The 25,836-nt window shown below is 69.5% G+C and carries 30 protein-coding genes; 6 read left to right on the plus strand and 24 right to left on the minus strand.

The annotated features are described in order from the left end of the window. Window positions 1-155 precede the first annotated feature (155 nt). The 9 genes from ACEWX3_RS24995 to ACEWX3_RS25035 form a co-directional block, all read right to left on the minus strand. Complete coding sequence (locus tag ACEWX3_RS24995) at window positions 156-386, minus strand: hypothetical protein (protein ID WP_374158011.1); 231 nt, start codon at window positions 384-386, stop codon at window positions 156-158. Further along, window positions 383-871, minus strand: coding sequence for a DUF3093 domain-containing protein (locus ACEWX3_RS25000; RefSeq protein WP_207066792.1), 489 nt, complete (start codon window positions 869-871; stop codon window positions 383-385). The genes ACEWX3_RS24995 and ACEWX3_RS25000 overlap by 4 nt, the downstream gene beginning before the upstream one ends. After that, entirely contained in the window at window positions 868-1,317 is a 450-nt protein-coding gene (locus tag ACEWX3_RS25005) for a hypothetical protein (protein WP_374158012.1), read from the minus strand. Before ACEWX3_RS25005 ends, ACEWX3_RS25000 begins: the two co-directional genes overlap by 4 nt. A gap of 20 nt (window positions 1,318-1,337) precedes the next feature. Continuing rightward, complete coding sequence (locus tag ACEWX3_RS25010; RefSeq protein WP_207066794.1) at window positions 1,338-1,760, minus strand: hypothetical protein; 423 nt, start codon at window positions 1,758-1,760, stop codon at window positions 1,338-1,340. Then, a complete protein-coding gene (gene hemB / locus ACEWX3_RS25015; RefSeq protein WP_207066795.1) occupies window positions 1,748-2,728 on the minus strand; it encodes a porphobilinogen synthase in 981 nt (326 codons plus the stop codon). The genes ACEWX3_RS25010 and hemB overlap by 13 nt, the downstream gene beginning before the upstream one ends. A 17-nt stretch (window positions 2,729-2,745) precedes the next feature. Beyond that, complete coding sequence (locus ACEWX3_RS25020; RefSeq protein ID WP_207066822.1) at window positions 2,746-4,425, minus strand: bifunctional uroporphyrinogen-III C-methyltransferase/uroporphyrinogen-III synthase; 1,680 nt, start codon at window positions 4,423-4,425, stop codon at window positions 2,746-2,748. Window positions 4,426-4,433: 8 nt separating this feature from the next. After that, window positions 4,434-5,369 (minus strand): hydroxymethylbilane synthase, encoded by a 936-nt coding sequence (gene hemC, locus ACEWX3_RS25025; RefSeq protein ID WP_374158013.1) that lies wholly within the window; start codon window positions 5,367-5,369, stop codon window positions 4,434-4,436. Window positions 5,370-5,406: 37 nt separating this feature from the next. Then, the gene (locus tag ACEWX3_RS25030; RefSeq protein WP_221349939.1) at window positions 5,407-6,750 is read right to left on the minus strand and encodes a glutamyl-tRNA reductase; all 1,344 of its coding nucleotides are present in this window, start codon (window positions 6,748-6,750) and stop codon (window positions 5,407-5,409) included. 86 nt (window positions 6,751-6,836) lie between these two features. Next, complete coding sequence (locus tag ACEWX3_RS25035) at window positions 6,837-7,091, minus strand: glutaredoxin family protein (protein WP_152515385.1); 255 nt, start codon at window positions 7,089-7,091, stop codon at window positions 6,837-6,839. 39 nt (window positions 7,092-7,130) lie between these two features. Here ACEWX3_RS25035 and ACEWX3_RS25040 point away from each other — a divergent pair, with 39 nt between their 5' ends. After that, a complete protein-coding gene (locus ACEWX3_RS25040) occupies window positions 7,131-8,021 on the plus strand; it encodes an HAD family phosphatase (protein ID WP_152515384.1) in 891 nt (296 codons plus the stop codon). 130 nt (window positions 8,022-8,151) lie between these two features. Continuing rightward, window positions 8,152-8,682 (plus strand): MaoC family dehydratase N-terminal domain-containing protein, encoded by a 531-nt coding sequence (locus tag ACEWX3_RS25045; RefSeq protein ID WP_152515383.1) that lies wholly within the window; start codon window positions 8,152-8,154, stop codon window positions 8,680-8,682. 6 nt (window positions 8,683-8,688) lie between these two features. Here the strand turns inward: ACEWX3_RS25045 and ACEWX3_RS25050 are convergent, their stop codons facing one another. The 9 genes from ACEWX3_RS25050 to ACEWX3_RS25090 form a co-directional block, all read right to left on the minus strand. Further along, the gene (locus ACEWX3_RS25050) at window positions 8,689-9,759 is read right to left on the minus strand and encodes a lysophospholipid acyltransferase family protein (RefSeq protein ID WP_221349941.1); all 1,071 of its coding nucleotides are present in this window, start codon (window positions 9,757-9,759) and stop codon (window positions 8,689-8,691) included. Window positions 9,760-9,809: 50 nt separating this feature from the next. Further along, complete coding sequence (locus ACEWX3_RS25055; protein ID WP_207066800.1) at window positions 9,810-10,919, minus strand: SDR family oxidoreductase; 1,110 nt, start codon at window positions 10,917-10,919, stop codon at window positions 9,810-9,812. Window positions 10,920-10,948: 29 nt separating this feature from the next. After that, complete coding sequence (locus ACEWX3_RS25060) at window positions 10,949-11,050, minus strand: 30S ribosomal protein bS22 (protein ID WP_003402602.1); 102 nt, start codon at window positions 11,048-11,050, stop codon at window positions 10,949-10,951. Between the two features lie 166 nt (window positions 11,051-11,216). Beyond that, window positions 11,217-11,477, minus strand: coding sequence for a helix-turn-helix domain-containing protein (locus tag ACEWX3_RS25065; protein ID WP_207066801.1), 261 nt, complete (start codon window positions 11,475-11,477; stop codon window positions 11,217-11,219). A gap of 139 nt (window positions 11,478-11,616) precedes the next feature. Further along, on the minus strand, window positions 11,617-12,489 hold the full coding sequence (gene proC, locus ACEWX3_RS25070) for a pyrroline-5-carboxylate reductase (RefSeq protein WP_207066802.1): 873 nt from the start codon (window positions 12,487-12,489) through the stop codon (window positions 11,617-11,619). A gap of 25 nt (window positions 12,490-12,514) precedes the next feature. Then, window positions 12,515-13,339: a thioesterase family protein gene (locus ACEWX3_RS25075; protein WP_207066803.1), complete on the minus strand. Its 825-nt coding sequence runs from the start codon at window positions 13,337-13,339 to the stop codon at window positions 12,515-12,517. A gap of 16 nt (window positions 13,340-13,355) precedes the next feature. After that, window positions 13,356-14,201, minus strand: coding sequence for a sugar phosphate isomerase/epimerase family protein (locus ACEWX3_RS25080; RefSeq protein WP_374158014.1), 846 nt, complete (start codon window positions 14,199-14,201; stop codon window positions 13,356-13,358). Window positions 14,202-14,215: 14 nt separating this feature from the next. After that, window positions 14,216-15,499: a hypothetical protein gene (locus ACEWX3_RS25085; RefSeq protein WP_374158015.1), complete on the minus strand. Its 1,284-nt coding sequence runs from the start codon at window positions 15,497-15,499 to the stop codon at window positions 14,216-14,218. A gap of 27 nt (window positions 15,500-15,526) precedes the next feature. Continuing rightward, the gene (locus tag ACEWX3_RS25090) at window positions 15,527-16,552 is read right to left on the minus strand and encodes a Ppx/GppA phosphatase family protein (protein ID WP_207066806.1); all 1,026 of its coding nucleotides are present in this window, start codon (window positions 16,550-16,552) and stop codon (window positions 15,527-15,529) included. 106 nt (window positions 16,553-16,658) lie between these two features. On the opposite strand from ACEWX3_RS25090, the gene ACEWX3_RS25095 reads away from it, so the two are divergent. Together ACEWX3_RS25095 and ACEWX3_RS25100 are read left to right on the plus strand one after the other, a co-directional pair. Continuing rightward, window positions 16,659-17,426 carry a hypothetical protein gene (locus tag ACEWX3_RS25095; protein ID WP_221350923.1) on the plus strand — a complete coding sequence of 256 codons (768 nt, stop codon included), beginning with the start codon at window positions 16,659-16,661 and terminating at the stop codon, window positions 17,424-17,426. Further along, a complete protein-coding gene (locus tag ACEWX3_RS25100; RefSeq protein ID WP_374158016.1) occupies window positions 17,423-17,716 on the plus strand; it encodes a YciI family protein in 294 nt (97 codons plus the stop codon). The genes ACEWX3_RS25095 and ACEWX3_RS25100 overlap by 4 nt, the downstream gene beginning before the upstream one ends. Before the next feature lie 27 nt (window positions 17,717-17,743). Here ACEWX3_RS25100 and regX read toward each other — a convergent pair whose 3' ends face one another. The 5 genes from regX to mshA form a co-directional block, all read right to left on the minus strand. Beyond that, window positions 17,744-18,430, minus strand: a complete 687-nt coding sequence (regX, locus tag ACEWX3_RS25105) for a two-component sensory transduction protein RegX (protein WP_152515372.1) — start codon at window positions 18,428-18,430, stop codon at window positions 17,744-17,746. Window positions 18,431-18,437: 7 nt separating this feature from the next. Next, window positions 18,438-19,661 carry a sensor histidine kinase gene (locus ACEWX3_RS25110; protein WP_374158017.1) on the minus strand — a complete coding sequence of 408 codons (1,224 nt, stop codon included), beginning with the start codon at window positions 19,659-19,661 and terminating at the stop codon, window positions 18,438-18,440. 137 nt (window positions 19,662-19,798) lie between these two features. Then, window positions 19,799-20,548, minus strand: coding sequence for a phosphoglyceromutase (locus ACEWX3_RS25115; RefSeq protein WP_374158018.1), 750 nt, complete (start codon window positions 20,546-20,548; stop codon window positions 19,799-19,801). Window positions 20,549-20,573: 25 nt separating this feature from the next. After that, a complete protein-coding gene (locus ACEWX3_RS25120; protein ID WP_207066811.1) occupies window positions 20,574-21,104 on the minus strand; it encodes a YbjN domain-containing protein in 531 nt (176 codons plus the stop codon). Then, entirely contained in the window at window positions 21,101-22,429 is a 1,329-nt protein-coding gene (mshA, locus tag ACEWX3_RS25125; RefSeq protein WP_374158019.1) for a D-inositol-3-phosphate glycosyltransferase, read from the minus strand. The genes ACEWX3_RS25120 and mshA overlap by 4 nt, the downstream gene beginning before the upstream one ends. Before the next feature lie 108 nt (window positions 22,430-22,537). On the opposite strand from mshA, the gene ACEWX3_RS25130 reads away from it, so the two are divergent. Both ACEWX3_RS25130 and ACEWX3_RS25135 read left to right on the plus strand, forming a co-directional pair. After that, window positions 22,538-23,293 (plus strand): SDR family oxidoreductase, encoded by a 756-nt coding sequence (locus ACEWX3_RS25130; RefSeq protein WP_207066813.1) that lies wholly within the window; start codon window positions 22,538-22,540, stop codon window positions 23,291-23,293. Window positions 23,294-23,440: 147 nt separating this feature from the next. Next, on the plus strand, window positions 23,441-24,454 hold the full coding sequence (locus ACEWX3_RS25135; RefSeq protein ID WP_374158020.1) for a glycerophosphodiester phosphodiesterase family protein: 1,014 nt from the start codon (window positions 23,441-23,443) through the stop codon (window positions 24,452-24,454). A gap of 78 nt (window positions 24,455-24,532) precedes the next feature. Here the strand turns inward: ACEWX3_RS25135 and ACEWX3_RS25140 are convergent, their stop codons facing one another. Next, complete coding sequence (locus ACEWX3_RS25140; RefSeq protein WP_374158021.1) at window positions 24,533-25,825, minus strand: Ig-like domain-containing protein; 1,293 nt, start codon at window positions 25,823-25,825, stop codon at window positions 24,533-24,535. Window positions 25,826-25,836: the final 11 nt, after the last annotated feature.

Consider the following 25,836-nt stretch of genomic DNA (forward strand, 5'->3'; position numbering starts at 1 on the left):
ACACAGTGTTACAGATTTCGCACTTTGTTCCAACCGCCAGGTGCGCGAACGTGCATTCCCGGTAGCTCGGAGCGTGATGGAACTACCGCTTGTGCACGTTCGCGCCCGGAGAGGGGGTCGCGCCCGGAGAGGGGGTCGCGCCCGGAGAGACGGGGTCAGCGGCGGCGCAGCGCGGCGACAGAGACGACGGCCAGCACACCCGCCGCGGCGGCCAGCAGCATCGACAGCGTCAGCAGCGGGGCGTAGTACACCGTCGACATCGTCGACGGCTCGCCGTCGAGCACCGGCGCGACGACGACCTCACGGCCGGCCGCCAACCAGCTCCACACGCAGCCGACGGCGGCCAGCACGGCGACGAGCAGCCCCAGCACGGCACGGCGCCTCACGCCGACGGCTCCGGCGGGATGCGTTCCTCGAGCAGGTTGGTCAGCGCGGCCCGCAGCTGGTGGTGCTTGCGCGCCCAGGCCTGCGCAGTCCGGTCGTTGGTCAGCCGCAGCCCGATGCCGGTACGCCCCCGCGGCACCCCGGTCAGCTCGCCGAGCGCCCGCGCGTACTGCCATTTGGGTGTCTCGGCTCCGGTGGCTTCCGGGTAGATCCGCACGATCTCGTCGGTGCGGGTGATCTCGGTGCCCTGCCGCAACTCGTCGACCGTCAGCTCGACCGAGGTGTGGATGCGCGCAGCTTTGACCTGGATGGCCAGGAACACCGTGACGAGCACGAAGAAGACTCCCGGGACCACCCACTGGATGCCGTAGCCGGCCGACAGCTGGATCATCGCCATCGCGAACCCGGCCAGCGGGCCCGCCAGCACCCACAGCCAGCTGGCGCCCTGCTCGTAGAACAGCACCTCTGACGAGGCGGGCGCGCTCATTTCGGCCCGCCCTCGGCGTACCAGGCGCGCGCCGACGGCCCAGCGGCCAGAGCCACCCCGACGAGCATCGGCAACAGCGCCAGCAGCACCAGCGGCTGTGCCACCCCGACGCCGACTGCCAACAGCAGCACCACCACCAAAATCGCGAACACGAGGCCGAAGACGGCCCGCCGGAACCGCGCGTCCCCACGCCGGGCCCGGCCGGCGAGGAATGCCAACACCGCTGCGGCGATCGCGACACCGACCCCGCTGATCCGATAGATCGTCAGGTAGTTGCGCACATCGGAGTCGGTGATGGTGTCGGGAAGCGCCGAGCGCGCCGCGTCATAGGTGGCCGAGACCGCCATCAGCCCACCGGCGATCATGATCGTCGCCCCACCGATGAAGAGCCAGAACGCGATGTCGACGACGCGGGGCCGGTTCGACGACGCTGGCGATGGGGTCATGGTCGGGTCAGCCTAACCAATCACCGGTTGAAGAACTCGTGGGCATCCTTGCGGTGCAGCAGGTACACCCCACCGGCGAGGAGCACCGAACCGAAGATCGCCGCTGCGGAATAGCCGATCTCGACCGGCATCGCCCGCTGTCCGGTGAACAGGTTCATCGTCGAGTACACCACCGACGCGAGCGCCCCACCGGTCAGCAGGGTGCGCGCCCACCGATAACCCTGCCGCAACAAGAACAGAAACGTCGCGACCACGGCGGCCAGCACCGCGACGAACACCAGCGATATCGCGATCACCAGTCCGTCCGGGCGCGAGTCGGCGGCCACCAGGTCGATGACGTAGCCGGCCACCATCAGCGGCAGCGCCACCACCCACAGCCAGAACGCGGTGTCGACGTCGACCGGACGCGCCGGGGGTGCGCTCGGCTCGGTCACGACAGCCATCGGGCCGCCTCGGCGGCCCAGTAGGTCAGCACGATGTCCGCGCCGGCGCGGCGGATGCCGGTCAGCGACTCCAGCGCCACGGTGCGCAGGTCGATCCAGCCGTTGGCCGCGGCGGCACTGATCATCGCGTACTCGCCGGAAACCTGGTATGCGGCAACGGGAACCGGTGAGATGTCGGCCGCGGCCCGCACGATGTCGAGGTAGGCCATCGCGGGCTTGACCATCACCAGGTCGGCCCCCTCCTCGATGTCGAGGTCCACCTCGTGCACCGCTTCGCGCGCGTTGCCCGGTTCCTGCTGATAGGTGCGCCGGTCACCCTCCAGGCTGGAGGCCACGGCCTCGCGGAACGGCCCGTAGAAACCGGACGCGAACTTCGCCGCGTAGGCCAGGATTGCGGTGTCGGTGAACCCGGCAGCGTCCAGACCGTCACGGATGGCGGCCACCTGACCGTCCATCATGCCGCTCGGGCTTACTACATGCGCACCCGATTCTGCTTGTGCCACAGCGAGTTCGACGTAGCGGTCATTCGTCGCGTCATTGTCCACCCGGCCCGACGCGTCGACGACGCCGCAGTGGCCGTGGTCGGTGAACTCGTCGAGGCAGGTGTCGGCCATCAACACGGTGGCGTCGCCGACATCGGTGCGCAGGTCGCGCAGCGCGACGTTGAGAATTCCATCCGGATCGGTGCCGGCCGAACCCACAGGGTCCTTGTGCTCGTCACAGGGCACACCGAACAACATGAGTCCGCCGACTCCGGCCTGCACGGCGTCGACGGCAGCTCGGCGCAGCGAGTCCCGGGTGTGCTGCACCACGCCCGGCATGGAGGCGATCGGCCGGGGTTCCGATACTCCGTCGGCGACGAACATCGGCAGCACCAGATGCCGCGGCTCCAAAGAGGTCTGGGCGACCAACCGCCGCATGGCCGGTGTGGAGCGCAGCCGCCGGGGACGGTGACGTGGGAAGGACATGGCGCCAGCTCCTACGATCAGCGGCGGCGGCTCTTCTTCCGCGGCGGCGGCAACGCCCCCTCGGCCCGCAGCCGCGCGGCGTGCTCGGCGAGCGCCTCCACCAGCGGTCCCACCGCGGCGACCTCCGGCTGCACGTCGACGCGCAACCCGAATTCGGCTGCGGTCTCGGCGGTCTTGGGGCCGATGCACGCCACGATCGTGCGGGCGTGCGGCTTCCCGGCGATCCCGACCAGGTTGCGCACCGTCGAGCTCGAGGTGAAGCACACCGCGTCGAAGCCGCCGGTCTTGATCATCTCGCGGGTGTGCGCCGGTGGCGGCGCCGCGCGCACGGTCCGGTAGGCGGTGACGTCCTCGATCTCCCAACCGCGTTCGCGCAGCCCCTCGGCCAGCGTCTCGGTGGCGATGTCGGCGCGTGGCAACAGCACCCGGTTCACCGGATCGAAAATGTCGTCGTAGGGCGGGAATTCATCGAGGAGGCCCAGCGAGGACTGCTCGCCGGTGGGCACCAGCTCGGGGTTGATACCGAAGGCGCGCACCCGATCGGCGGTGGCCTGGCCGACACAGGCGATCTTGACCCCGGAGAACGCCCGCGCGTCCAGTCCGAATTCGTTGAACTTCTCCCACACCGCGCGCACCGCGTTGGTGGAGGTGAACACCACCCATTGGAAGCGTCCGTCGACCAAACCCTTGACGGCCCTTTCCATCTGGGCAGGGCTGCGGGGTGGCTCGACCGCGATGGTGGGCACCTCGATGGGCAGCGCACCGTGGCCGACCAGGCGCTCGCTCATCTCGCCGGCCTGGTCCTTGGTGCGGGGCACCAGCACCGTCCAGCCGTACAGCGAACGGCTCTCCCACCAGTTCAGCTTGGCCCGGTTGGTGACGGTGCGGCCGATCGTGACGACCAGCGGCCCGGCCAGCGGGCCGGCGGGCGGGGTGTCGGTCGCCGCGGCAGCGAGCGTGTTCTTGTCCAGCAGCCCGGCCAGCGTCGTCTCCAGCGAGCGCTGCTGACAGGTGGTGCCGTGGGCGGTGACCACGGTGGGCGTGGTGTCAGCCAGCCCGTACTCGATCAGGGTGCGCGCGGCCTCGGGCAGATGCGAGGCGGTGGCGTGCAGGATCAACGGCCCGGGAGCAGCAGCGAGCGCCGCCCAGTCCACGTCGCCGCGGACGTCGGCCACCGTGTGCGCCGAACCCAGCGGCAGGCCCGCGTAGGTGGGCACCGCTGTGGTGTCGGGCAGGCCCGGCACGATCTCGAAGACCAGTTGCGTCTTGGCCACCGCGTTGACCTCGGTGATCACCGAGTCCACCGACAGCGGATCGCCGGCGACCAGGCGGACGACGTCGGCGCCTGCCTTGGCCTCGGCGGCCAGTGTCTTGGCGACCTCGGCGGGGTCGCCGAGGGCGGGGCGCACGTCGGGCCCACCCGGGATGACCGCATCGGCGGTCTGCTCGGCGCCGCTCGGGTCGGTGCCGCCCGACTTGTCACTCTTGGTGGCCGTCTCCGGCAGCGGACCCGACGGCGGCGGCAGTTCGGCGCCGACGAGGCCCAGCACCGCCTCGGGCACGTCGGGATCGGTGAACACCAGGGCGGCGTGAGCCAGCACGGTGCGGGCACGGGCGGTCAACAGACCCGGGTCCCCGGGTCCGGAGCCGACGAAAGTGATGCGGCCGGGCTTGCCCTTACGCCCCCGCATGCTCATCTGGCGAGTCATCTGTCTCTCCCGCGTTCGTCCAACAGATCGCGCGCGCCCAACTCGAACAACTCCGCGGCCACCGAGAGCCCCAGCTCTCGTGCCCGCCCGGGTTCGCCGATTCCGGACGCGCGGATCACATCGGATCCGTCTAGCGTCGCCACGCAGCCGCGCAGCGACAGCTCTTCGAAGACGTGGCCGTCCTCATCGATCGACTCGACCACCTCGGCAATCGCGCCCACCGGTGCGGAGCAACCCGCCTCCAGTTCGGCAAGCAAGGTTCGCTCGGCGGTGACCGCTGCGCGGGTGTCGGCGTCGTCTAGTTCCGCCAACAGTTCCGCGAGCTCGGTGTCGCCGGCACGGCACTCGACCGCGAGCGCACCTTGGGCCGGCGCCGGCAACATCTGTACCGGCTCCAGCGCCTCGGTGACCGCGTCGAGACGTCCGATGCGAGCCAAACCCGCCCGGGCCACGACGACGGCGTCGAGATCACCGCTGCTTACCCTGTTCAACCTGGTATCTAGGTTGCCTCGTAGGGGGCGGATTTCCAAACCGAGACCCAGTGCTTTAAGCTGTGCCGCCCGCCGCGGGGACGAGGTGCCGATCACCGAGCCGGCCGGCAACTCCCCGAGCACCAGTCCGTCCCGGGCCACCAACGCGTCACGGGCGTCCTCGCGCACCGGGATCGCCGGAATCACGAAACGCGGATCCTGCGCGGTGGGCAAATCTTTGTAGGAGTGCACCGCCATGTCGACGGTGTTGTCGGCGATGGCCTCGCGCAGCGCCGCGGTGAACACCCCGACGCCGATCTCGGCGATCGGCGCGCTGGAGCGGTCACCGGCGGTGGACACGATCACCAGTTCGGCGTCGTGCCCGTTGGCCATGAGGGCGTCGCGCACGACGCCGGCCTGGGTGGTGGCCAGCAGGCTGCCTCGGGTGCCTATGCGGATCACGTGATGTCCTTCGGCCGGCCCTGCAGGCGCGGCGGGGTCAGTCGGTCTTGTCGAGATCGGTTGCCACCAGGGGTAGTTCGCCAGCAGCGACCGCGTCGACGGCCTGCTGGTCGAGTTCGAACAGTTCGCGCAGCGCCTCGGCGTAGCTGTCGCCGCCGGGCGCGCTCGCCAGTTGTTTGACCCGCACCGTGGGCGCGTGCAGCAACTTGTCGACGACGCGGCGCACCGTGTTGGCCACCTCGTCGCGATGCGCGGCGTCCAGCCCGGGGAGCCGGTTGTCCAGCCGCAGCATTTCCGCTTCCACGACGTCGGCGGCGCGCTGGCGCAACGCGGTGACGGTCGGGGTGACCTCGGCCATCCGCTGACCGGCCAGGTAGCTGGCGACCTCGGCGGCGACGATGGCGCGGGCGGCGTCGGCGTCGGCGGCCGCGGCGCGCGCCGACGGCTCACGTTGGATGCGGTCCATGTCGACGACGACCACGTCGGGCAGCCCGGCCACCGCGGGGTCCACGTCACGCGGCATCCCGAGGTCGCAGATCACCAGCTTCTTGGGGGTGTGCACGTGGGCCATCCCGCGGTGCACATCGGCCAGCGAGACGACCGGGCGGACCGCGCCGGTGCAGCTGACCACGACGTCGGCATCGGACAACAGTGGCGGGAGATGGTCGAACGGGAACGCCTCGGCGTCGGCGCCGTGCTCGCGGATGATCTCGGCGAGCCGGTCGGCCCGGGGCAGCGTGCGGTTCACCACGTGGATGCGGGCCACGCCCGCGCGGATCAGCTGGTGAGCGGCCAGCGCCCCCATCGAACCGGCACCCACCACGACGGCGCTGCGGCCGGCCAGCGATCCCAGCCGCTCTTCGGCGATGCCCAGGGCGACCGACACCACCGACGCCCCGGCCGAGTCGATGCCGGTCTCCGAATGCACCCGCTTGCCCACGGACAGGGCGCGCTGAGACAGTTCGTGCAGTGTGCGCCCGACGGTGTGGTTGGCCTCGGCGGCCGCATAGGAGCGGCGCACCTGGCCCAGGACCTGCTGCTCACCGATGACGGCCGAGTCCAGCCCGCTGGCGACGGCGAACAGATGCTCGACGGCGGCTTCGGCGTACCGGACGTAGGCGTACTTGGTGAGATCCTGCAGGGACATCCCGGAGATGTCGGACAGCACGTTGCCGATCACCGAGAGCCCACCGTGGAACGCCTCGACCACGGCATACACCTCGACCCGGTTGCAGGTCGACAGCACCATCGCCTCGGTGACCAGTGACGACTGCAGCACCCGATCGATGATCTTGGCCTGGTCGGATTCATCGGTGCTCAGCCGTTCCAGCACCGACACCGGCGCGCTGCGGTGCGAGACGCCGAAAAGCAACACGCTCATGGCCTCACCACCACGCTAAGCACGTGTCCAAAGGTAGTCGTTAACCAGCTGGGCTACCAAATTTGCTCGGTCGTTCTCCTGGGTCCTCACCGGGCGAGGTCGGCCCGCAGTCGCTGCTCGTCGACCTCCCAGTAGCTGTGCTCGACACCGTCGAGCAGCACCACCGGCAGACGGTCGCCGTATTCGGCGCGCAGCGCGGCATCGCCGGCCGCCGCGGCGGCGTCGACGTCGGTCGATGTCCAGGAGAACCCCAGTTCGGCGGCCAGCTCGTCGAGCCGGCCGGCCGCGGTGGCGCACATCGGGCACCCTTCCCGGGTCAGCAACCGCACCTGTCGATCCACCTCGCCAGTATCGCCGCCAGGTGTCCTAATGTTGTAGCCGTGTCCGATACCGGTGGACCTGAGATCGCGTTCGACGCGCAGCGGCTCGCCGGCGAGGCCAGCGCGGACGTCGCCGCCGACACACACAGCTTCCCGATCGAATCCCCCGCGCCGCCGCCGCCGGATCTGACCGCCGCAGCGTTCTTCGACGTCGACAACACGCTGGTGCACGGCTCATCGCTGGTGCACTTCGCCCGCGGGTTGGCCGCCCGCGAGTACTTCACCTACAAGGACCTCGCCCGCTTCGCGCTCGCGCAGGCCAAGTTCCAGTTGACCGGCCGGGAGAGCAGCGAGGACGTCGCCGCGGGCCGGCGCAAGGCGCTGTCGTTCATCGAGGGCCGCTCGACCGCCGAGCTGGTCGAGCTCGGCGAGGAGATCTACGACGAGATCATCGCCGACAAGATCTGGCCCGGCACCCGCGAGCTGGCGCAGATGCACCTCGACGCCGGCCAGCAGGTGTGGTTGGTCACGGCCACCCCGTTCGAGCTGGCCGACACGATCGCGCGCCGGCTGGGTCTGACCGGTGCGCTGGGCACGGTCGCCGAGTCGGTGGACGGGGTGTTCACCGGTCGGCTGGTGGGCGACATCCTGCACGGCACCGGCAAGGCGCACGCGGTGCGTTCGCTGGCGATCCGGGAAGGGCTGAACCTGCGCCGCTGCACCGCGTACTCGGACAGCTTCAACGACGTGCCGATGCTGTCGCTGGTCGGCACCGCGGTGGCGATCAACCCCGACGCCGACCTGCGCGACATCGCCCGCCAGCGCGGCTGGGAGATCCGCGACTTCCGGACCGCACGCAAGGCGGCCCGCATCGGCGTGCCCTCGGCACTCGCCCTGGGCGCCGCCGGCGGCGCGCTCGCGGCCGTGGTGTCGCGCAGGCAGGAACGTTGACCGGGGTCGGCCGGACCCGCGCTGATAGGCTCGCGCCACCTCGAGACGCGGCTATGTCAGAGACGCGGGTCCTTCAAGGACGCGGCCGGCAACACGACGCGCCACTTCGACACGACGGGACGACGCCGAATTGAGCATCGCTGAGAACATCATCGGGACCCACTACCGGTACCCCGACTACTTCGAGGTCGACCGCGAGAAGATCCGCGAGTTCGCCCGCGCGGTCAAGGACGACCATCCGGCGCACTTCACCGAGGACGCGGCCCGCGAGTGCGGCCACGATGCGCTGATCGCCTCGCTGACGTTCATGGCGGTGGCCGGCCGCCGGGTCCAGCAGGAGATCTTCAACCAGTTCGACCTGCCCATCAACATGCAGCGGGTGCTGCACCGGGATCAGAAGCTGGTCTTTCACCGGCCCATCCTGGCCGGGGACAAGCTGTGGTTCGACTCCTACCTCGACTCGGTGACCGAGTCACATGGTGCGGTGCTGACCGAGATCCGCGGCGAGGTCACCGACGACAACGGCGAGCCGGTGATCACCAGCATCGTCACCGTCATGGGTGAGGCCGAGTCCGACACCGAGGCCGACGAGCTGACCGCGAAGATCGCGGCCGGGCGGGACACCGCCGCGCTGTCGAAATTCGTTGCTGGGCAAAAGTAGCCGGCGTCAGCCGAAGAACATGTTGCGGCGGTTGGCCAGCAGCTGGTACAGCGTCTGCTGGATGGTCTCGCGCACCTGGTCGGTCAGCTCGAAGGTGACCATCGGGTCCTCGGCGGCGGACTCGTCGTAGTCGGCGGTGTCGATGGGCTCGCCGAACTGGATGTGCCACTTCGACGGCAGCGGCACCACGCCCAGCGGGCCGGCCAGCGGGAACAACGGGGTCACCGGGAAGTACGGCAGTCCCAGCAGCCGCGCCAGCAACTTGACGTCGGCGACCATCGGGTAGATCTCCTCGGAGCCGACGATCGAACACGGCACGATCGGCGCCCGGCTGCGCAGCGCCGCCGAGACGAAGCCGCCCCGCCCGAATCGCTGCAGCTTGTAGCGGTCCTTGAAGTGCTTGCCGAGCCCCTTGTAGCCCTCGGGGAACACTGCGGTGAGCTCGCCGGCGGCCAGGAGCCGGTGCGCGTCGTCGGTGCAGGCCATCGTGTGTCCGGCCTTGCGGGCGGCCTGGCCCACCATCGGCATGTCGAAGACCATGTCGGCGGCCAGCAGTCGCAGATCGCGGTGGGCGGGGTGCTTGTCCCGCACCGCGACCTGCGTCATCAGACCGTCGAACGGAAGCACACCCGCGTGGTTGGCGACGACCAGCGCCGCACCGGTCTCCGGCAGGTTCTCGACGCCGCTGACCTCGACCCGGAACCAGTTGTTGAAGAAGACTCTCAGCAAAGGAAGAAAGATTGCGTCGTTGAGGTGCGGATCAAAGCCGAACTCGTCGACGGTGTAGTCACCCATCATCCGCTTGCGGAGGAAGTCGGCGGCCGCAGCGATGCGCTTGGCCAGCTCGGTGGGTGTGGCGTCCCCCTCGGGCGCGCCCGGGGATCCGGGCCGGTGCTGGTCGATCTCGCGGACCACCGCGGCGATCTCTTCGGCCGACGCGCGTCCGGTCGGGTCGGTCAACAGCGACGGGTGACGCCGCGCGGCATCAGCGCGCTGCGCCGCGGCACGACGCTGCGCCGCACCTCGACCCGAATTCGAGTGCAGCGGAATAACTTTCGCCTTCGGCTCACCCGCCACCGTCGTTACCCTCTCCCAGAGTCCCCCCGGACCCGCATTGGCCTAAGAGTCTAGCGTCCCCAGCGCTGCGCCGCCGCCACGGCGCGTTCCTCCACCGAGCGCACCCAGAGCGGGTCGACGATGGGTTTGAGCCCGCGGCCCCGCACGTAGTCGTCGAACGCCTCCACCGTCGTCCACTTGGTGGTGTAGCCCAACTCGGTGCGCATGCGGCTGGTGTCCATCACCCGGCCGTAGCTGAGGTAGTCGAGCTGCTCGCGGTCCAGTTCGGTGTTGCGGGTGGCGCGCCACAGCGAATCGACGGCGACCAGCGCCGACCTCGGCACGGGCAGCGCCAGGCGCCCAGCCCGGCGGATTGCCTGGCTCATCATGATGATGCCGGACGCGCCGACGTTGAAGGTGCCGGCCCTGCCCGCCATCGTGGCCCGCTCCAGCGCGCCCAGCGCGTCCTGTTCGTGCAGCAGCTGAATCCGGGCGTCGTGACCGATGACGGTCGGCACCACGGGACCGGCCAGGTAGCGCGACAGCGCCGTGTCCATCGCCGGACCGATCATGTTGGCCAGCCGCAGGATGGTCACCGCGATGTCGGATCGGCGCCGGCCCAGCCCCCGCGCGTAGCCCTCGATGTCGATGCTGTCGCGGGCGAAGCCCTCGCCGGGCGGCCTGCGCCGGCTGCTGCTCTCGGCGAACAGCACCGGATCGCGGGCGCTGGACCCGTACACCTCCGAGGTGGACTTCAGGATCACCCGGCGCACCGACGGCGCCTTCTGGCAGGCCGCGAACAGCTGGATGGCGCCCATCACGTTCAGTTCCTTGAGCGTGGCACGCCCTCCCGAGCGGGGGGCGTACGACGCGGCGGCGGCGTGCACCACGGTGTCGACGTCGCCGTTGCGGATGACCTTGGCGATGAACGGATTGCGGATGTCGGCCCGGACGAACTCGGCCCGCCCCATGCGGCGCAGCAGATCCTTGCTCGGCGCGATCGCATCGACCGCGATCACATGATTGATCAGCGGATTCTGCGCCAGCCGCGCGGTGAGATAGCCGCCCAGGAATCGGCACGCGCCGGTGACCAGAACGACCTTCGGATAGTCGACCGGGTCACGGGCGTCCGGAGTGTCCGCGTCGGCGGACCGGCCTCCGGGACGGCCGTCGGAATCCATTCGGTCAGCCTAACGGCCGGGCGAACGGACTACTTGCCCAGTTTTCTGCGCTGCACCCGCGTGCGACGAAGCAGCTTGCGGTGCTTCTTCTTCGACATGCGCTTGCGCCGCTTCTTGATGACAGAACCCATGAACTCCGCTACCTAAGTTGGTTGAAAACGTCTCGAACACCGTGCGAACCGGTGCCGGCCTCGACAGGCCACATTACCTAACGACCATCGTCACGCCGAAATCCACCGTCAGCCGCGGCTCCGTGAGAGCCGACCGGCAGACGGCGGATCCAGGCGTGAGCGGTGTTCAGCCGGCGTCGAAGTACGAGCTCTCCAACATGTCGTGGACGGCCTTGGCGTGCACCCGGAACGAGCGACCGACCCGGACCGCAGGCAACTCGCCGTTGTGCACCAGGCGGTACACCGTCATCTTGCTGACGCGCATCAAGCTCGCCACCTCGGCGACGGTCAGAAACTGAGCGCGGGGCTGTCCGTCGGACTGGCCGGCGTCGCGCGCCGCCTTCCCGCCGGTCGAGTCCCGGCCCGATGGCCCGTTCATAGACGTCATCGCAACCCAATCCATCAGGCACGGGCAGTTCCAGCAGCTTCCCCACTGCTGGCACCGACCCGTGCTTACCACTGGGAGAATAGCGTGGCAGGTGGGGTTACTGCGACGGGTGTGGGCTAATCAGTCCGAAATTCATGAACTACTCGGATGTAATTCCGAGCTGCTCAGAGCGCGTTTTCGCGGCCTCGACAGCGCTGGCAACCGCCGAGCGCAAACCGCCGCGCTCCAGTTCCCGCAGCCCAGCGGCGGTAGTGCCGCCCGGTGAGGTAACAGTAGCGCGCAGCTGCGCCGCAGAGGTGTCAATCATCGAGCCCATCTGTGCGCTGCCGTTGGACTCGGTCCGGTCCAGTTGCTCGAGCAGCATCGCCGCCGAACCGGCCATGGTCTGCGTCACCAGGTCGGTGGCCACCGATCGCGGCAGCCCAGCGGCCACGGCGGCGTCGACGAGCGCCTCGACCATCAAGAAGAAGTACGCCGGCCCGGAGCCGGAGACCGCGGTCACCGCGTCCAGCTGGGACTCGTCGACGGTCAGCACGCCGCCGACGGCGTCGAACAGTGCGGAGACCTCCTTGAGGTGCTCGGCGGTGGCGAACCGGCCGGGCGCCAGCGCACTGACCGCACCGCCGACCAGCATCGGCGCGTTGGGCATCACCCGCACCACCGGCGCCCCGGCGGGCAGCTTGTTCTCGTAGAACGCGGTCGTCACCCCCGCAGCGACCGACACGAAGACCTGCTCGGCCGAATCGGACTCGGCTTGCGCCGCGGTGTCGGCGATGTCGCCGATCAGGTTCTGCACATCGGCGGGCTTGACGGCGACGACGACGTACGTCGCGGTGTCCACCGCGTCGCGGACCGACGTCACCCGCACCGAGTACTTGTCGGCCAGGTACTGCGCCCGCGTGGAGTTCTTCTCGGCGACCACCAGGTCCTTGACCTGCCGGCCGGCCCGCAGGAGCCCCGCCAACAGCGCCTCCCCGATGCTGCCGCCGCCGATGATCGCGATTCTGGCCATGCCGCACAGCATCGCACGCGCGACCTCAGCTCTGCGCGGCCGGCACCAGCGCGAGTTGGCGGGTCTGGACGATGATGCGGCCCTCGCAGTCGACGACGATGTGGTCCTCGTCGAACCAGTCCTGACCGATCTGGGTGGTGGTGCACAGCACCCGCAGCCACCCGTCGGCCGGCGTCGCCCGCAGATACGCGGTCAGCTGCACCGTCGGCGCCCAGCCGAACCGGTTCACCCCGAACGTCACCGGCGCCGAGACGTCACCGCACAGCAGTGCGAACAACACGTCCGGGGCGGTCCCTTTCGGCTTCACCCAGTATTCGATGAGGGGTGGACCTCCGTCGGAGCGCCTCTCGAACGTCGTCAACGACGGTCGGATGTCACAGCCGTGGGCCAGGTGCACGATGTCGGCCATCCGGTGACCCGGCCCGATCGGCTCCAGGCCCGGCGGCGGCTCCGGGGTCATCAACGGCACCACGGGGTTGTCCGACAGCAGCGGCGGCACATGGTGCTCGGGCACCCCCATGGTGATCGCCGCACGGACGGCAGTGCGGCCGTCCTGCGTCAGCTCGACGTCGATCAACCCGATCCGGCGGCCACGCTTGCGCACCGTGGTTGTCACCCGCATCTCTCCCGGGTCGGGCGCCCACAGGAAGTTGCCGGACACCGCGATCGGTTCGACTCCGTCGGCCTGACCGCCGTATTCGGTGCGCGCGGCGTTGGCACACAGCGCCAGCATCGCCCCGCCGTGCACCTTCGGCCCGATCGTCCAGTGCTCGTTGAGCACCCCGTCATAGGCGCCGTCACCCGCCGAAGTCAGCGCCATGGCATCGGTGAACAGGGTCGAGCTCGTCAATGTGCCGTCCTCGGTGTCAGCGCAGCAGATGCGCGCGGGCGAACTGCAGCGACTCGATGAGCAGGGATTCGCGTTCGGCCGCGGTGCGCGCGCCCGACGTCGTCACCTCGAGGATGACATGGCCCGCGAAATCGCCCGCGGCCAGCATCTCGCACACCTCGACCGTCGGTTGGGTACCGCGCCCGGGTACCAGGTGCTCGTCGGTCGACGCCCCGCTGCCGTCACACAAATGCAGGTGCACCAGCCCCTCGCCCATCCGGGCGGCCATGTCCAGCGCGTCGGTGCCGGCCGTCGCGGTGTGCGACAGGTCCAGCGTGTAGTGCGCGTGGCCGCCGTCGAGCGGGTCGTAGGACGGCGCGAACGCCGAGATGCCGGGGCCCGGCAGGCCACCGCGCTTGCGCATCCGCTCGATCGAGGTCTGGCCGGAGCCGAAGAAGCGGTCCGCCCGGAACGGGAACATGTTCTCCACCGCGACCATCACGTCGCTGCTGTCCTCGAGCTCGGCGACCTGGTCGGCGAATCCCTCGGCGTAGCGGCGCTGCCAGCGGAACGGAGGATGCACCACCACGGTCTGGGCGCCGAGCTGCTCAGCGGCACGCACGCTGCGTTCCAGCTTCGTGATCGGGTTGGCGCCCCACACCCGCTGGGAGATCAGCAGGCAGGGCGCATGCACGGACAGCACCGGCACCTGGTAGCGCTCCGACATCGCCGCCACCGCGTCGATGTCCTGACTGACCGATTCGGCCCACACCATCAGCTCGACCCCGTCGTAGCCCAGTTTGGCCGCGTACTCGAAGGCGGCCTCGGTCTTCAATGGATAGACCGAGGCCGTCGACAGACCGACCTTGATGGCAGGGCGCACGATGTGGCGGGCCGTCAGCCCGATTGCAGCAGCGCGAGCGGGCCGAGGGTCACCAGCGCCCCCACCGCCACCGCGATCAGCGTGCTGCCGATGTCCTCGGTCTTGCGCACCACCCGCACGCCGATCACCAATCCCAGGATCACGAGCACCGACAGCACCAGTGCGACGATGTTGTTCCACTTCCACAGCTGGTCGAACGCGACGAACAGGCCCGCGCCGAAGACCACCGCGAGCACACTCTGCCCGACGATCCAGGCCCCGTGGGCGACCGAGGACATCGGCCGGGCCCGGGTCGGGTCCTCCTCGAGCATGTCCACACCGTCCCCGTCCACGTCGTCGTCGCGGGACGAGCCGGCACGTCGGGCCAGGTCGTCGGCGACGGTCTGGCCGCCGAACAACGGCTCGGACGAGGAGCGCAGGTACGACGGCAGCCCCGAATCGTCGGCGTCGGCCGTGTCGTCGCGCACGGCACTGTCGGCCTCGCGGTCGGCGTCGACGTCGGCTTCGGCGGCCGCGCTGTCCAGGTCGTCGACCTCGGCGGTTTCGGCTTCGTCGGCGCCCTCGAGCAGCGTGTCGGCGTCCACCTCGGCTGCGGTGTCGTCGAGCGGGTCCGGACTCATCTGCTCGGCATCGACGTCGGGCGCCGGGGACCGCTTGAGCCGCCCGAAGCCGAATCGGCGCGGCGCGGGCGTCTCGGCGGGCTCGTCGTCGCGGTGCTCGAGGCGGGCGCTGTACTCGGCGACCGCATCGGCGTAGTCGTCCTCGGAGTCGTCCTCGGAGTCGTCTTCGAGGTCGACTTCGGAATCGTCCTCGAGATCGACATCCACGGCGTCTTCACCGGTGGACGGTTCGACGTCCGAGTCGGGGACGGCCTCGGGTTCCTCCTCGACGACCGATTCCGCTTCGGCCTCGGGTTCCGGCTCGGCCTCGGGTTCCGGTTCGGCCTCGGGTTCCGGTTCGGCCTCGACCTGGGCTTGCGGCTCGGCGTCGGGGGCGGCCTCGACCTCGGTGTCGGCCGTGCCGACCTCGCCGTTGGACGCCGGCGCGGTCTCGGAGTCCGCAACGGTGTCGGTCGCGGCGACAGGCGACTCGTCGACCGCCGTCGCGGCCGGTTCCGGCTCGTCGGGCCGGATGATCGGGATCTCGCCGGTCAGTTCGGCGACGGTGACGGCATCGGCGTTACCCCGTCGACGGCGGCGCCTGCCGCCGACCGGCGGAGCGCCGATCGTGCCGTTCTTGGCCAGCAGCTCGGCCACCGAGATCGGCCGGGTACTGCTGTGGTCATCTGATCCAGTCATCGCCTGTTTGCCTTTGAGCCTCGCTGCTTACCGTCCAGCATTGCGTACCGACATCTGCCGTGAGGTGGATTTACCTGCACCACCATTACCGCGAGCTGGGTCGGCTCCACCGACGAGTGCAGTGCCGTCGGCTTCGCTGTCGAGTTTCCGCAGAATCAGACCCTCCCGCAACGCCCATGGACAGATGTCAACACTTTCGATACCTAGCGCCTTCATCGACGCTTCGGCCACCAGCGCCCCGGCGACGATCTGCGGCGCCCGGTCGGCGCTCACTCCCTCCAGCTCGGCACGGTCGGACGCGGTCATCCTAGAGATGAATGCGATCAGCTGCCGCAACCCCGCCGCGGTCAGTGTCCGCTTCACCCTCGGCCCGGCCCCCGACGGTGCCGCCCCGGTGAGCCGGGCCAGCGAGCGGAACGTTTTCGAGGTGGCCACCGCCAGATCGGGCCCGCCGGCCTCGGCGATCTCGGCGGCGGGCTCGGACAGCTCCTTGGCCAACCAGTCGCGCAGCATGTTGACCCGCCGGCGGCCCGGCGGATCGTCAGGCAGCCACTCCCGGGTCAGCCGCCCCGCACCCAAGGGCAGCGACAGCGCGACGTCGGGCTCCTCGTCGACACCGCTGGACAGTTCCAGCGATCCGCCGCCGATGTCGATGTTGATGATGCGCCCGGCGCTCCAGCCGTACCAGCGGCGCACCGCCAGGAACGTCAGCCGCGATTCGTCGACGCCGCTGAGGACCTGCAACGTCACCCCGGTTTCGCCTTTGACCCGGGCGAGCACGTCTTCGGAGTTCTTCGCGTCGCGCACCGCCGAGGTCGCGAATGCCATCAGCTCGGCGCACCCCGAACTGGTTGCGATCTTGGCGAATTCGTCGATCGTGCCGATCAGCCTGTCGGCGCCGCGACGGGTGAGTCTGCCGGACTGGTCGATCGCCTCGGCGAGCCGCAGCGAGGCCTTGGTGGAGCTCATCGGGGTCGGGTGCCCGCCGCGGCGGGCATCGACCACCAGCAGATGAACGGTATTGCTGCCCACGTCGAGCACGCCTAATCGCACTCGTCCAACTTAATGGGTCTACCGTGGGAAACCGTGACCGGTTCGGCGATGAGCGCTTGCGCGAAGAGCGGAGAATTGCGATGAGCGCTTGCGCGAAGAGCAGACGATGAACCCCAGAGAGGTCGAAATGGATTTCGCCCGCGAATGGGTGGAGTTCTACGACCCCGACAATCCCGAACATCTGATCGCCGCCGACATGACGTGGCTGTTGTCGCGGTGGACGTGCGTGTTCGGGACCCCGGCCTGCCAGGGCACCGTCGAAGGCCGCCCCGACGACGGCTGCTGTTCCCACGGGGCGTTTCTGTCCGACGACGACGACCGCGCCCAACTCGACGACGCGGTGAAGTTGCTCACCGACGAGGACTGGCAGTTCCGGGACAAGGGCCTGGGCAAAAAGGGCTATCTCGAGATGGACGAATACGACGACAAGCCCAACTGGCGCACCCGAAAGTACAAGGGCGCCTGCATATTCCTGAACCGTCCCGGCTGGCCGGGCGGCATCGGGTGCGCTCTGCACACCAAGGCGCTCAAGATCGGGGTGGAACCGCTGACCCTCAAGCCCGAGGTCTGCTGGCAGCTGCCGATCCGGCGCACGCAGGAATGGGTCACCCGCCCGGACGGCTCGGAGATCCTGAAATCGACGATCACCGAGTACGACCGGCGCGGCTGGGGCGAGGGCGGACACGACCTGCACTGGTACTGCACCGGTGACCCGGCGGCGCACGTCGGCAAGAAGCCGGTGTGGCAGTCCTACGCGCCGGAGCTGACCGAGTTGCTCGGCGAGAAGGCCTATGCCGAGCTCGCGGCGATGTGCAAGCGGCGCAGCAGCCTCGGGCTGGTCGCCGTGCATCCCGCCACCCGGGCCGCGGAGTGAACCTCTTCCTCGTCCGGTTGATCCCGCCGCGGGCCGATTTCGCGCAGACCCTGACCGACGAGGAACAGCACACGATGGATCTGCACGTCACGTACTGGGAGCAGCTGCGCAACGGCGGCCATGTGGTGGTCTACGGCCCGGTGGCCGATCCGGAAGGCGTCTGGGGTCTGGGCGTGCTGCGCTGCAGCGACCGGGCCGAGGCGCTGGCCCTCGCCGAGGCCGACCCGTCGGTCGAAGCCGGCGTCAACACCGTCGAGGTGGCCGAGATCATGGGCGGCGTCACCGGCTGAGGACGCGACGAGCGTCGCCCACCCGGGTCAGCCTTCGAGTTTGTAACCCAACCCGCGCACGGTCACCAGGTGCACCGGATTGGCCGGGTCGGCCTCGATCTTGCTGCGCAGGCGCTTGACGTGGACGTCGAGGGTCTTGGTGTCCCCGACGTAGTCCGCGCCCCACACCCGGTCGATCAACTGACCGCGGGTGAGCACCCTCCCGCTGTTGCGCATCAGGTACTCCAGCAGGTCGAACTCCTTGAGCGGCAACGTGACCGGGCTGCCGTTCACGCTCACCACATGCCGTTCGACGTCCATCCGGACCGGCCCGGCCTCCAGCACACCGTCACCGATGCCGGTGTCGTCGGCGTCGGCGCCGCGCCGTAGCACCGCCCGGATGCGGGCGATCAGCTCCCGCGCGGAGTAGGGCTTGGTGACGTAGTCGTCCGCGCCGAGCTCGAGTCCGACCACCTTGTCGATCTCGCTGTCGCGGGCGGTCACCATGATCACCGGCACACTGGAACGCGACCGCAGCTGTTTGCAGACATCGGTGCCACTCATGCCCGGCAGCATCAGGTCGAGCAGCACGATGTCGGCGCCGGTGCGGTCGAACTCGGCCAACGCGGCCGGCCCGTCGGTCACCACGGTCGCCTCGAAGCCCTCTTTGCGGAGGAGAAACGCCAGGGGATCAGCCAAGGACTCCTCGTCCTCCACGATCAGCACACTGGTCATCGTCGTTCTAGTCCTCTCGTTCGTTGTCCATGTCCGGGATGTCGTGGATCTCGGCGTCGTCATCGTCAGCGGGATCTGCGTGGCGCAGATAGGCCGGGATCGACAACGTGAACGTCGACCCCGTTCCCGGCTGACTCCACAGCCGGATCGAGCCGTTGTGATTGGCGGCGACGTGCTTGACGATCGCCAGTCCCAGGCCGGTGCCGCCGGTGGCCCGGGATCGCGCCTTGTCGACGCGGAAGAACCGTTCGAACACCCGCTCCTGATCCGCGGGCGCGATGCCGATGCCGCGGTCGGTGACGGCGATCTCGATGTTGTCGCCGCGCCGACGCCGGCTGATCGACACCGACGACCCGTGCGGCGAGTACGCGATCGCGTTCGAAACCAGGTTCGCGATCGCGGTCACCAGCAGTGTCTGGTCGCCCAGCACGCGGAATCCGGTCGGCGCATCGGTGGTGATCGAGATGTCGGCGTTGTCGGCGGCGACCTTGTACCGCGACAGGGCCTCGGCGACGACGGTGTCCACGTCGACGGCCTCCATGTCGGGCAGCCGTTCGGCGCCCTGCAGGCGGGACAGTTCGATGAGTTCGCCGACCATGTTGGCCAGGCGGGTGGACTCGGTCACCATCTTCTCGGCGAAGTGGCGGACCGTGTCCTCGTCGTCGGCCGAGGACAGGATCGCCTCGGCGAGTACCCCCATCGCCCCGACCGGCGTCTTCAGCTCATGGCTGACGTTGGCGACGAAGTCCCTACGGGTCGCCTCCATCCGGGCGTGCTCGGACTGGTCGTCGACGTAGACGACGGCGAACCGCCGGTCTTCCTCGGTGAGCAGGCGGACGTGGCCGCGCACCGAGAGGCCCGCGCGGGCGTGGCGGCTGCTGCGTCGGCCCGCGGAGATCGAGAACTCGCTGTCCTCGCCGGTGGCCAGGGTGCGCTGGGCAGCCGCCCACGCGCGGTCGTGCAGCAGCCGTTCGCGCACCAGACCGAGTTCGGTCGCGCGTTCGTTGGTGTAGACGACGTCACGGTAGGTGTCGACGACCACGATCCCGACCGGGGACTGAGCCACCACGTGCACGAGCATCTGCGACACCGTGATGCCGGACTCCTCGGCGAAACGCCTCTGCCGCTGATCGCGAAGGCGGGGTCCCACCCACGCCCCGACCGCGACACCGATCGACAACGCGAGCAGTGCCACGATCGCTGCCAGCAGCAGCGCCGATACGACGCTCACGCGACGAGCGTACAAACTCGGTGAACGTCATCCCAGCAGCGTGCGGCCAATTCGGGACAAGTCACAGATGCAAAGACGGATGTTTCGACCGGCGTTTTCCAGTGTTCACCCATCGTTCGCCGAACGGGTGCGCGTCGCTACTTGGCACCCTGCGCGGCGACGGCCGCCGCACCGGCGGCAGCGGCTTCGGGATCGAGATAGGTGCCGCCGGCCACGGTCGGCTTCAGATCCTCGTCCAGGTCATAGCGCAGCGGGATGCCGGTGGGAATGTTGAGCCCGACCACCTCCTCGTCGGACATCCCGTCGAGGTGCTTGACCAGGGCCCGCAGGGAGTTGCCGTGCGCGGCGATGATCACGGTCTTGCCCGCCCTCAGGTCGGGGACGATGACCTCGGTGAAGTACGGGACGAACCGCTCCACCACGTCCTTGAGGCACTCGGTCAGCGGGCCACCGCCGATGTCGGCGTACCGCGGGTCGCTGTCCTGGCTGAACTCGCTGCCCGCCTCGATCTGCGGCGGCGGCGTGTCGTAACTGCGCCGCCACGCCATGAACTGCTCCTCGCCGTACTTGGCCTTCGTGTCGGCCTTGTTGAGGCCCTGCAGCGCGCCGTAGTGCCGTTCGTTGAGCCGCCAGTCGCGGTGCACCGGGATCCAGTGTCGGTCCGCCTTGTCCAGCGCGATGTTGGCCGTGGTGATCGCGCGGCGCAGCAACGAGGTGTAGAGCACGTCGGGTTGCCGGTCGAGGGCCTTGATCAGCTCTCCCGCACGAGCCGCCTCGGTGCGCCCCTTGTCGGTCAGGTCGACGTCGACCCAGCCGGTGAACAGGTTCAGCGCGTTCCACTCGCTCTCGCCGTGACGGAGCAGGATCAGCGTCGCGGTATCTGCCATGCCGGAAATCCTCTCACGCGTGAGCTCAGTCGTCGTCTTGATCGTCGATGAGATGCTCGAACGCGCGCAGGTTCTTCAGCGATTCACCGCGAGAGACGCGCCACTCCCACTCCTTCTGGATGGACGTGCGAAAACCCAACTCCAGCAACGTATTGAAGTCGCCGTCGACGGCTTCGAGCACCTGCCCGAGCACCCGGTCGATCTCGGCGCCGGTGACCGAGGCCAGCGCCATCCGGCCCACCAGGTAGATGTCGCCGACGTTGTCGAGGGTGTAGGCGACACCGTAGAGCCGGCGGTTGCGCTTGAGCAGGAAGCGGTAGACGCCCTCGTGGTTCTCGTCGGGCTTGCGGCACACGAACGCCTCGACGCGTACCGAGTGCTCGCCGACGGTCAGGATCGTGTTGGTCTTGAGGCGGCGCTCGCCCGGCAGTTCGACGATCAGCCCGGGCAGTCCGCCGTGGGCCCCCTCGTGGCGGGTGTAGACGAGGTCGTGCTCGTTGAGCGTCTTCTCGATCAGGGCGGCGACTTCGCCGGGATCGATGCCCTCGCTGCTCATGCGCGCACCCCCCGACGCCTCGAGAAGCGGCGTCCGCTGCGCGGCCCGGGCAGCTGGCGCTGATGCCGCGCCTGATGGTCGATCATGGCCCGGCCGTAGCTGTCGATCAGGCCGTCGACGGTGTGCGCCCAGGAAAACGTGGCGGCGTGCTCGACGGCCGCCGAACCCATCGACGCCGGCCCGCGGGCGAACACCTCACCCAGCGTCCGGGCCCAGTCGTCGATGTCGTGTCCCTGCACGAGTGAGCCGCTGACACCGTCGCGGACCGCCACCGGCAGCCCGCCGACCGCGGCGGCGACCACCGGGGTGCCGCACGCCTGCGCTTCGACCGCGACCAGCCCGAACGACTCGGAGTAACTGGGCACGGCCACGATGTCGGCGGCCCGGTACACCCGGACCAGGTCGGCGCGCGACTGGGGCGGAAGAAACGTCACACGGTCAGCGATACCCAGCTCGTCGGCCAGGTGAACCATCAGGTCCGGGGCGGCCAGCCCGGACCCCGAGGGCCCGCCGGCGATGACGACGTGCACGCCGGGCAGCCGCGCCGCCGCCCGCAGCAGCACGTCCGGGGCCTTCAGCGGCTGGATGCGGCCGACGAACGCCACGGTGGGCACGTCAGGCGCCAGGCCCAGCGCCGCACGGGCCTGCCGCCGGTCACCCGGGGTGAAGGTCTGCAGATCGACACCGGGGTGCACCACGTCGATGCGGTCGGGGTCGGCGTCGTGCAGCGACACCAACTGCTGGGCCTCGTGCTCGGTGTTGACGACCAGGCGGTCGGCCTCGTCGACGACCTGTTGCTCACCGATCGCCCGCATCGGCGGTTCCGGGGAGTCCCCCTCGGCAAGCGCGGCGTTCTTGACCGCGGCCAGCGTGTGGGCGGTGTGCACCAGAGGTACCGCCCACCGGTCGGCGGCCAGCCAGCCGACCTGTCCGGACAGCCAGTAGTGGGAGTGCACGACGTCGTAGTAGCCGGGTTCGTGGGTCGCCTCGGCGCGCAGCACCCCGGCGGTGAACGCACACAGCTGCGTGGGGAGGTCGTTCTTGTCCAGGCCCTCGAACGGCCCGGCGACGACGTTGCGCACCAGCACCCCCGGAGCGACACGGACCACCGGGTCGTCGCTCGAGGAGGTGGCGCGGGTGAAGATCTCCACGTCGACGCCGCGGCGCGCGAGCTCCAGCGCGGTCTGCAGGACGTAGACGTTCATCCCGCCGGCGTCGCCGGTGCCCGGCTGCGCGAGCGGGGAGGTGTGCACGGACAGCACCGCCACCCGGCGGGGAGCCGGCAGAGCGGACGGCGCACCGGTGGGTTCGGAGGCGGGACACACACTGTCATGTCTACACCGCTGACCCGGGGTGACCCCTTGCACTCCCGGTTGGCCGCCGACCGTCGGTGCGCCCCGGTGGCGGCCGTCGCGGGGTCTAAGGTGTCGGGTATGACCACGCCATCGGATTCCCGCCGCGTCGCGGTGGTCACCGGAGCCAGCGCCGGCATCGGTGAGGCGACGGCGAGAACACTTGCGGCACAAGGTTTTCACGTGGTGTGTGTGGCTCGCCGGGAAGGGCCGATCACGGCGCTGGCAGCAGAGCTGGACGGCACCGCGATCATGGCCGACGTGACCGACCCCGAAGCCGTGGCCGCCATGGCGGGTCGGCTGGACCGGGTGGACGTGCTCGTCAACAATGCCGGTGGTGCGCGTGGGCTCGAACCGGTCGCCGACGCCGACGTCGAACACTGGCGCTGGATGTGGGAATCCAACGTGATGGGCACACTGCACGTCACCAAGGCCCTGCTGCCCAAGTTGATCGCCTCCGGAGACGGGCTGATCGTGACCGTGACCTCGATCGCGGCCGTGGAGATCTACGACAACGGGGCGGGCTACACGACCGCCAAGCACGCCCAGGGGGTGTTGCACCGCACGCTGCGCAGCGAGCTGCTGGGCCAGCCGGTGCGGCTCACCGAGGTGGCCCCCGGCATGGTGCAGACCGAGTTCTCGCTGAACCGCTTCGAAGGGGACGCCGAGCGGGCCGAGAAGGTCTACCAGGGGGTCACGCCGCTGGTGGCCGAGGACATCGCCGAGGTGATCGGGTTCGTCGCCTCCCGGCCCGCGCACGTCGACCTGGATCTGATCGTGGTCCGGCCGCGGGACCAGGTCAGCGGCGCCGCGGGATCCCGCTTCAACCGCACCTGACCGGACGTCGAGACCGCACCTGTCCTGACGTTGAGACTGCATCCAGTGCGGGTGCCACTCGCACTTTTCCGACGCCAGCGCAGTCTCAACGCCTCGTGGTCGTCTGGTCGTCGCGTGGCGTTCGCCGCGGATGGCTATCGTGCCGGCATGCGCCGGGCCATCAGCTTGCTCACCTCGTCCCTCGTCGCCGGGGCGGTGCTCGCCGCTCCGCCCGCCGCGGCCGATCCCGGAGCCTTCGACCTGCAGTCGCACCGCGGGGGCCGTGGGGAAACCACCGAGGAATCACTGCGGGCGTTCGCGAAGTCGCTGGAGCTGGGCGTCAGCACGCTCGAGCTGGACATCGTGCTCACCCGCGACAACCAGCCGCTGGTCTGGCACGACCCCCGCATCGAGGCGGCCAAGTGCGCCGACACCGCGCCCGCCACACCGGACGACCCGCAGTTTCCCTATGTCGGCAAGCTCGTGCACGACCTGACGCTGCCCCAGATCCGCACCCTGGACTGCGGCAAGCTGCTGCCCGACCACCCGGACGCGGAGGTGGTGGCGGGCAACACCATCGCCACGCTGCCCGAGGTGTTCGCGCTCGCCGACGAGTACCGGGCGGGCGTGCGCTACAACATCGAGACCAAGATCGAGGCGGACAACCCGGCCATGTCGGCCAGTCCGGAGCAGTTCGTCGACGTCATCCTGGCGACCACCCGGGCTGCCGGCAAACTCGACAAGGTCGACATCCAGAGCTTCGACTGGCGCACGCTGCCGCTGGTCGCCGCGCAGGCACCCGGCGTCCCGCGCGTCGCGCTGTGGGACGACACCACCTGGGTGCCGGGTTCGCCGTGGCTGGCCGGGGTGGATCCGGCCGACGTGGCCGATCCGATCGCCGGGGCGCAACAGGTCGGGGCCACCGTCTTGTCGCCGGGCTATTCGGTGCCCTACGGCCTGACCCCGGACGACCCGGACTTCCGGCTGGTCGCCGACGCCGACTTCGTCGCCCGCGCTCACGGCGCCGGCATGACGGTGGTGCCGTGGACGATCAACGACGCCGGCGCGATGCGTGCCCAGATCGCCGCGGGCGCCGACGGCATCATCACCGACTACCCGACCCGACTGCGCGCGGTGATGGCTGAGCTCGGGATGCCGCTGCCGCCGTCCTACCACCGCTGAAAACCCGTTCAGACTGCAGCCAGCGCGGGGTCTACTCGAACTTCGTCGCCGTCAGCGCAGTCTGAACGCACAAACGCCCTACCGGCCGGGGCGGCTGTCCACCGGCTGCGGGGCACCCGACGGGGTGGCGGGTGCGGTGTCGGGGATCTCGCTGGCCCGCTCGTCGGTCAGCGCGGACATCGCGACCCACTCCTCCCACGGCACCGACCAGTCCCAGATGTCTCCGTCGGCGTAGGACAGCGGGATGCGGGTGCCGGTGACCTCGACCGGGTCGCCGTACATGGCGGTGTTGAAGTACTGCTCGGCGTCCTCGAGGGACAGGTTGATGCACCCGTTGGTGACGTTGCTGTTGCCCTGCGAGCCGAGGCTGGCCGGGTTGGCGTGGATGAACTCCCCGTTGTTGGAGATCCGGACCGCGAAGCGCTCCCGCACGTTGGCGTAACCGGCGGCCGGGTTGGTCATGTAGAAGTCTTCGTACTTCTCGGTGACGACGTGGATGCCGCTGCGGGTGACGTTGCGGTCCAGATCCCCTTCGCCGTAGCTGCACGGGAAGTCCATGAGCACCGCGCCCGCCCCGTCGAGCACCTGGATGCGGTGGGTGGAGGCCTCGGCCCGGACCACCTGGCGACGGCCGACGGTGAAGTCCAGCGTCGAGTCGGCCGCTCCGTAGGCGCCGGCACCGAACGGCACGCCGTACAGCTTGGCGTCGACGTGCACGGTGGTGTCCGCCGGGAAGTAGTCGCGGGTGCGCCAGTGCACGCGTGAGCCGCCGACCTCGTCGGGCAGCCACGCCCAGCCGCCCTCGACCGGCGGTGTCGTGGTCACACTCAGCGCCTTCTCGACCGCGGGACGGTCCTCGTCGGCGATCGCGGCATCGAACTGCAGGATGATGGGCGCGGCGACGCCGACCGTCTGCCCGTCGGCCAGCTGGAACTGGCCGTTGACCTGGGTGTCCGGGTTGATCGTGGTGAACGATCCGGTGACCGGCACCGACTTGCCGTCCTGGCCGACCACCGTGCCGCCCCAGGTGTAGGACGCGCCGTACCCGAGGGGTTCGGTGACGGTGAACGACGTGCGGTCCCGATTGAGCTCCCCGGCGACGAGCTTGCCGTCGGTGTTGGTCAAGCTCACCTTCTGGAACCAGCCGTCGGTGACGTCGACGCCGACGGGGGCGGTGGGCGAGACGTCGACAGCGGAATGGGCCGGCTGGTACTTCAGTTGCGGCTTCGCCGGCTCGTCGCGCTCCTCGGGCGACGCGCTCTCACCCGATCGGCTGCATGCCGCCAGCACACCGGGCGCGACGACACCGACCGCCAACGCGGCCAGGGCGCGCCGACGGTTCAGGTACGGCACCGGATCTGCAGGGCTCACGTGTTCCCAGA

It is taken from the genome of Mycobacterium sp. G7A2 (assembly GCF_041902445.1).
Classification (GTDB): Bacteria; Actinomycetota; Actinomycetes; order Mycobacteriales; family Mycobacteriaceae; genus Mycobacterium.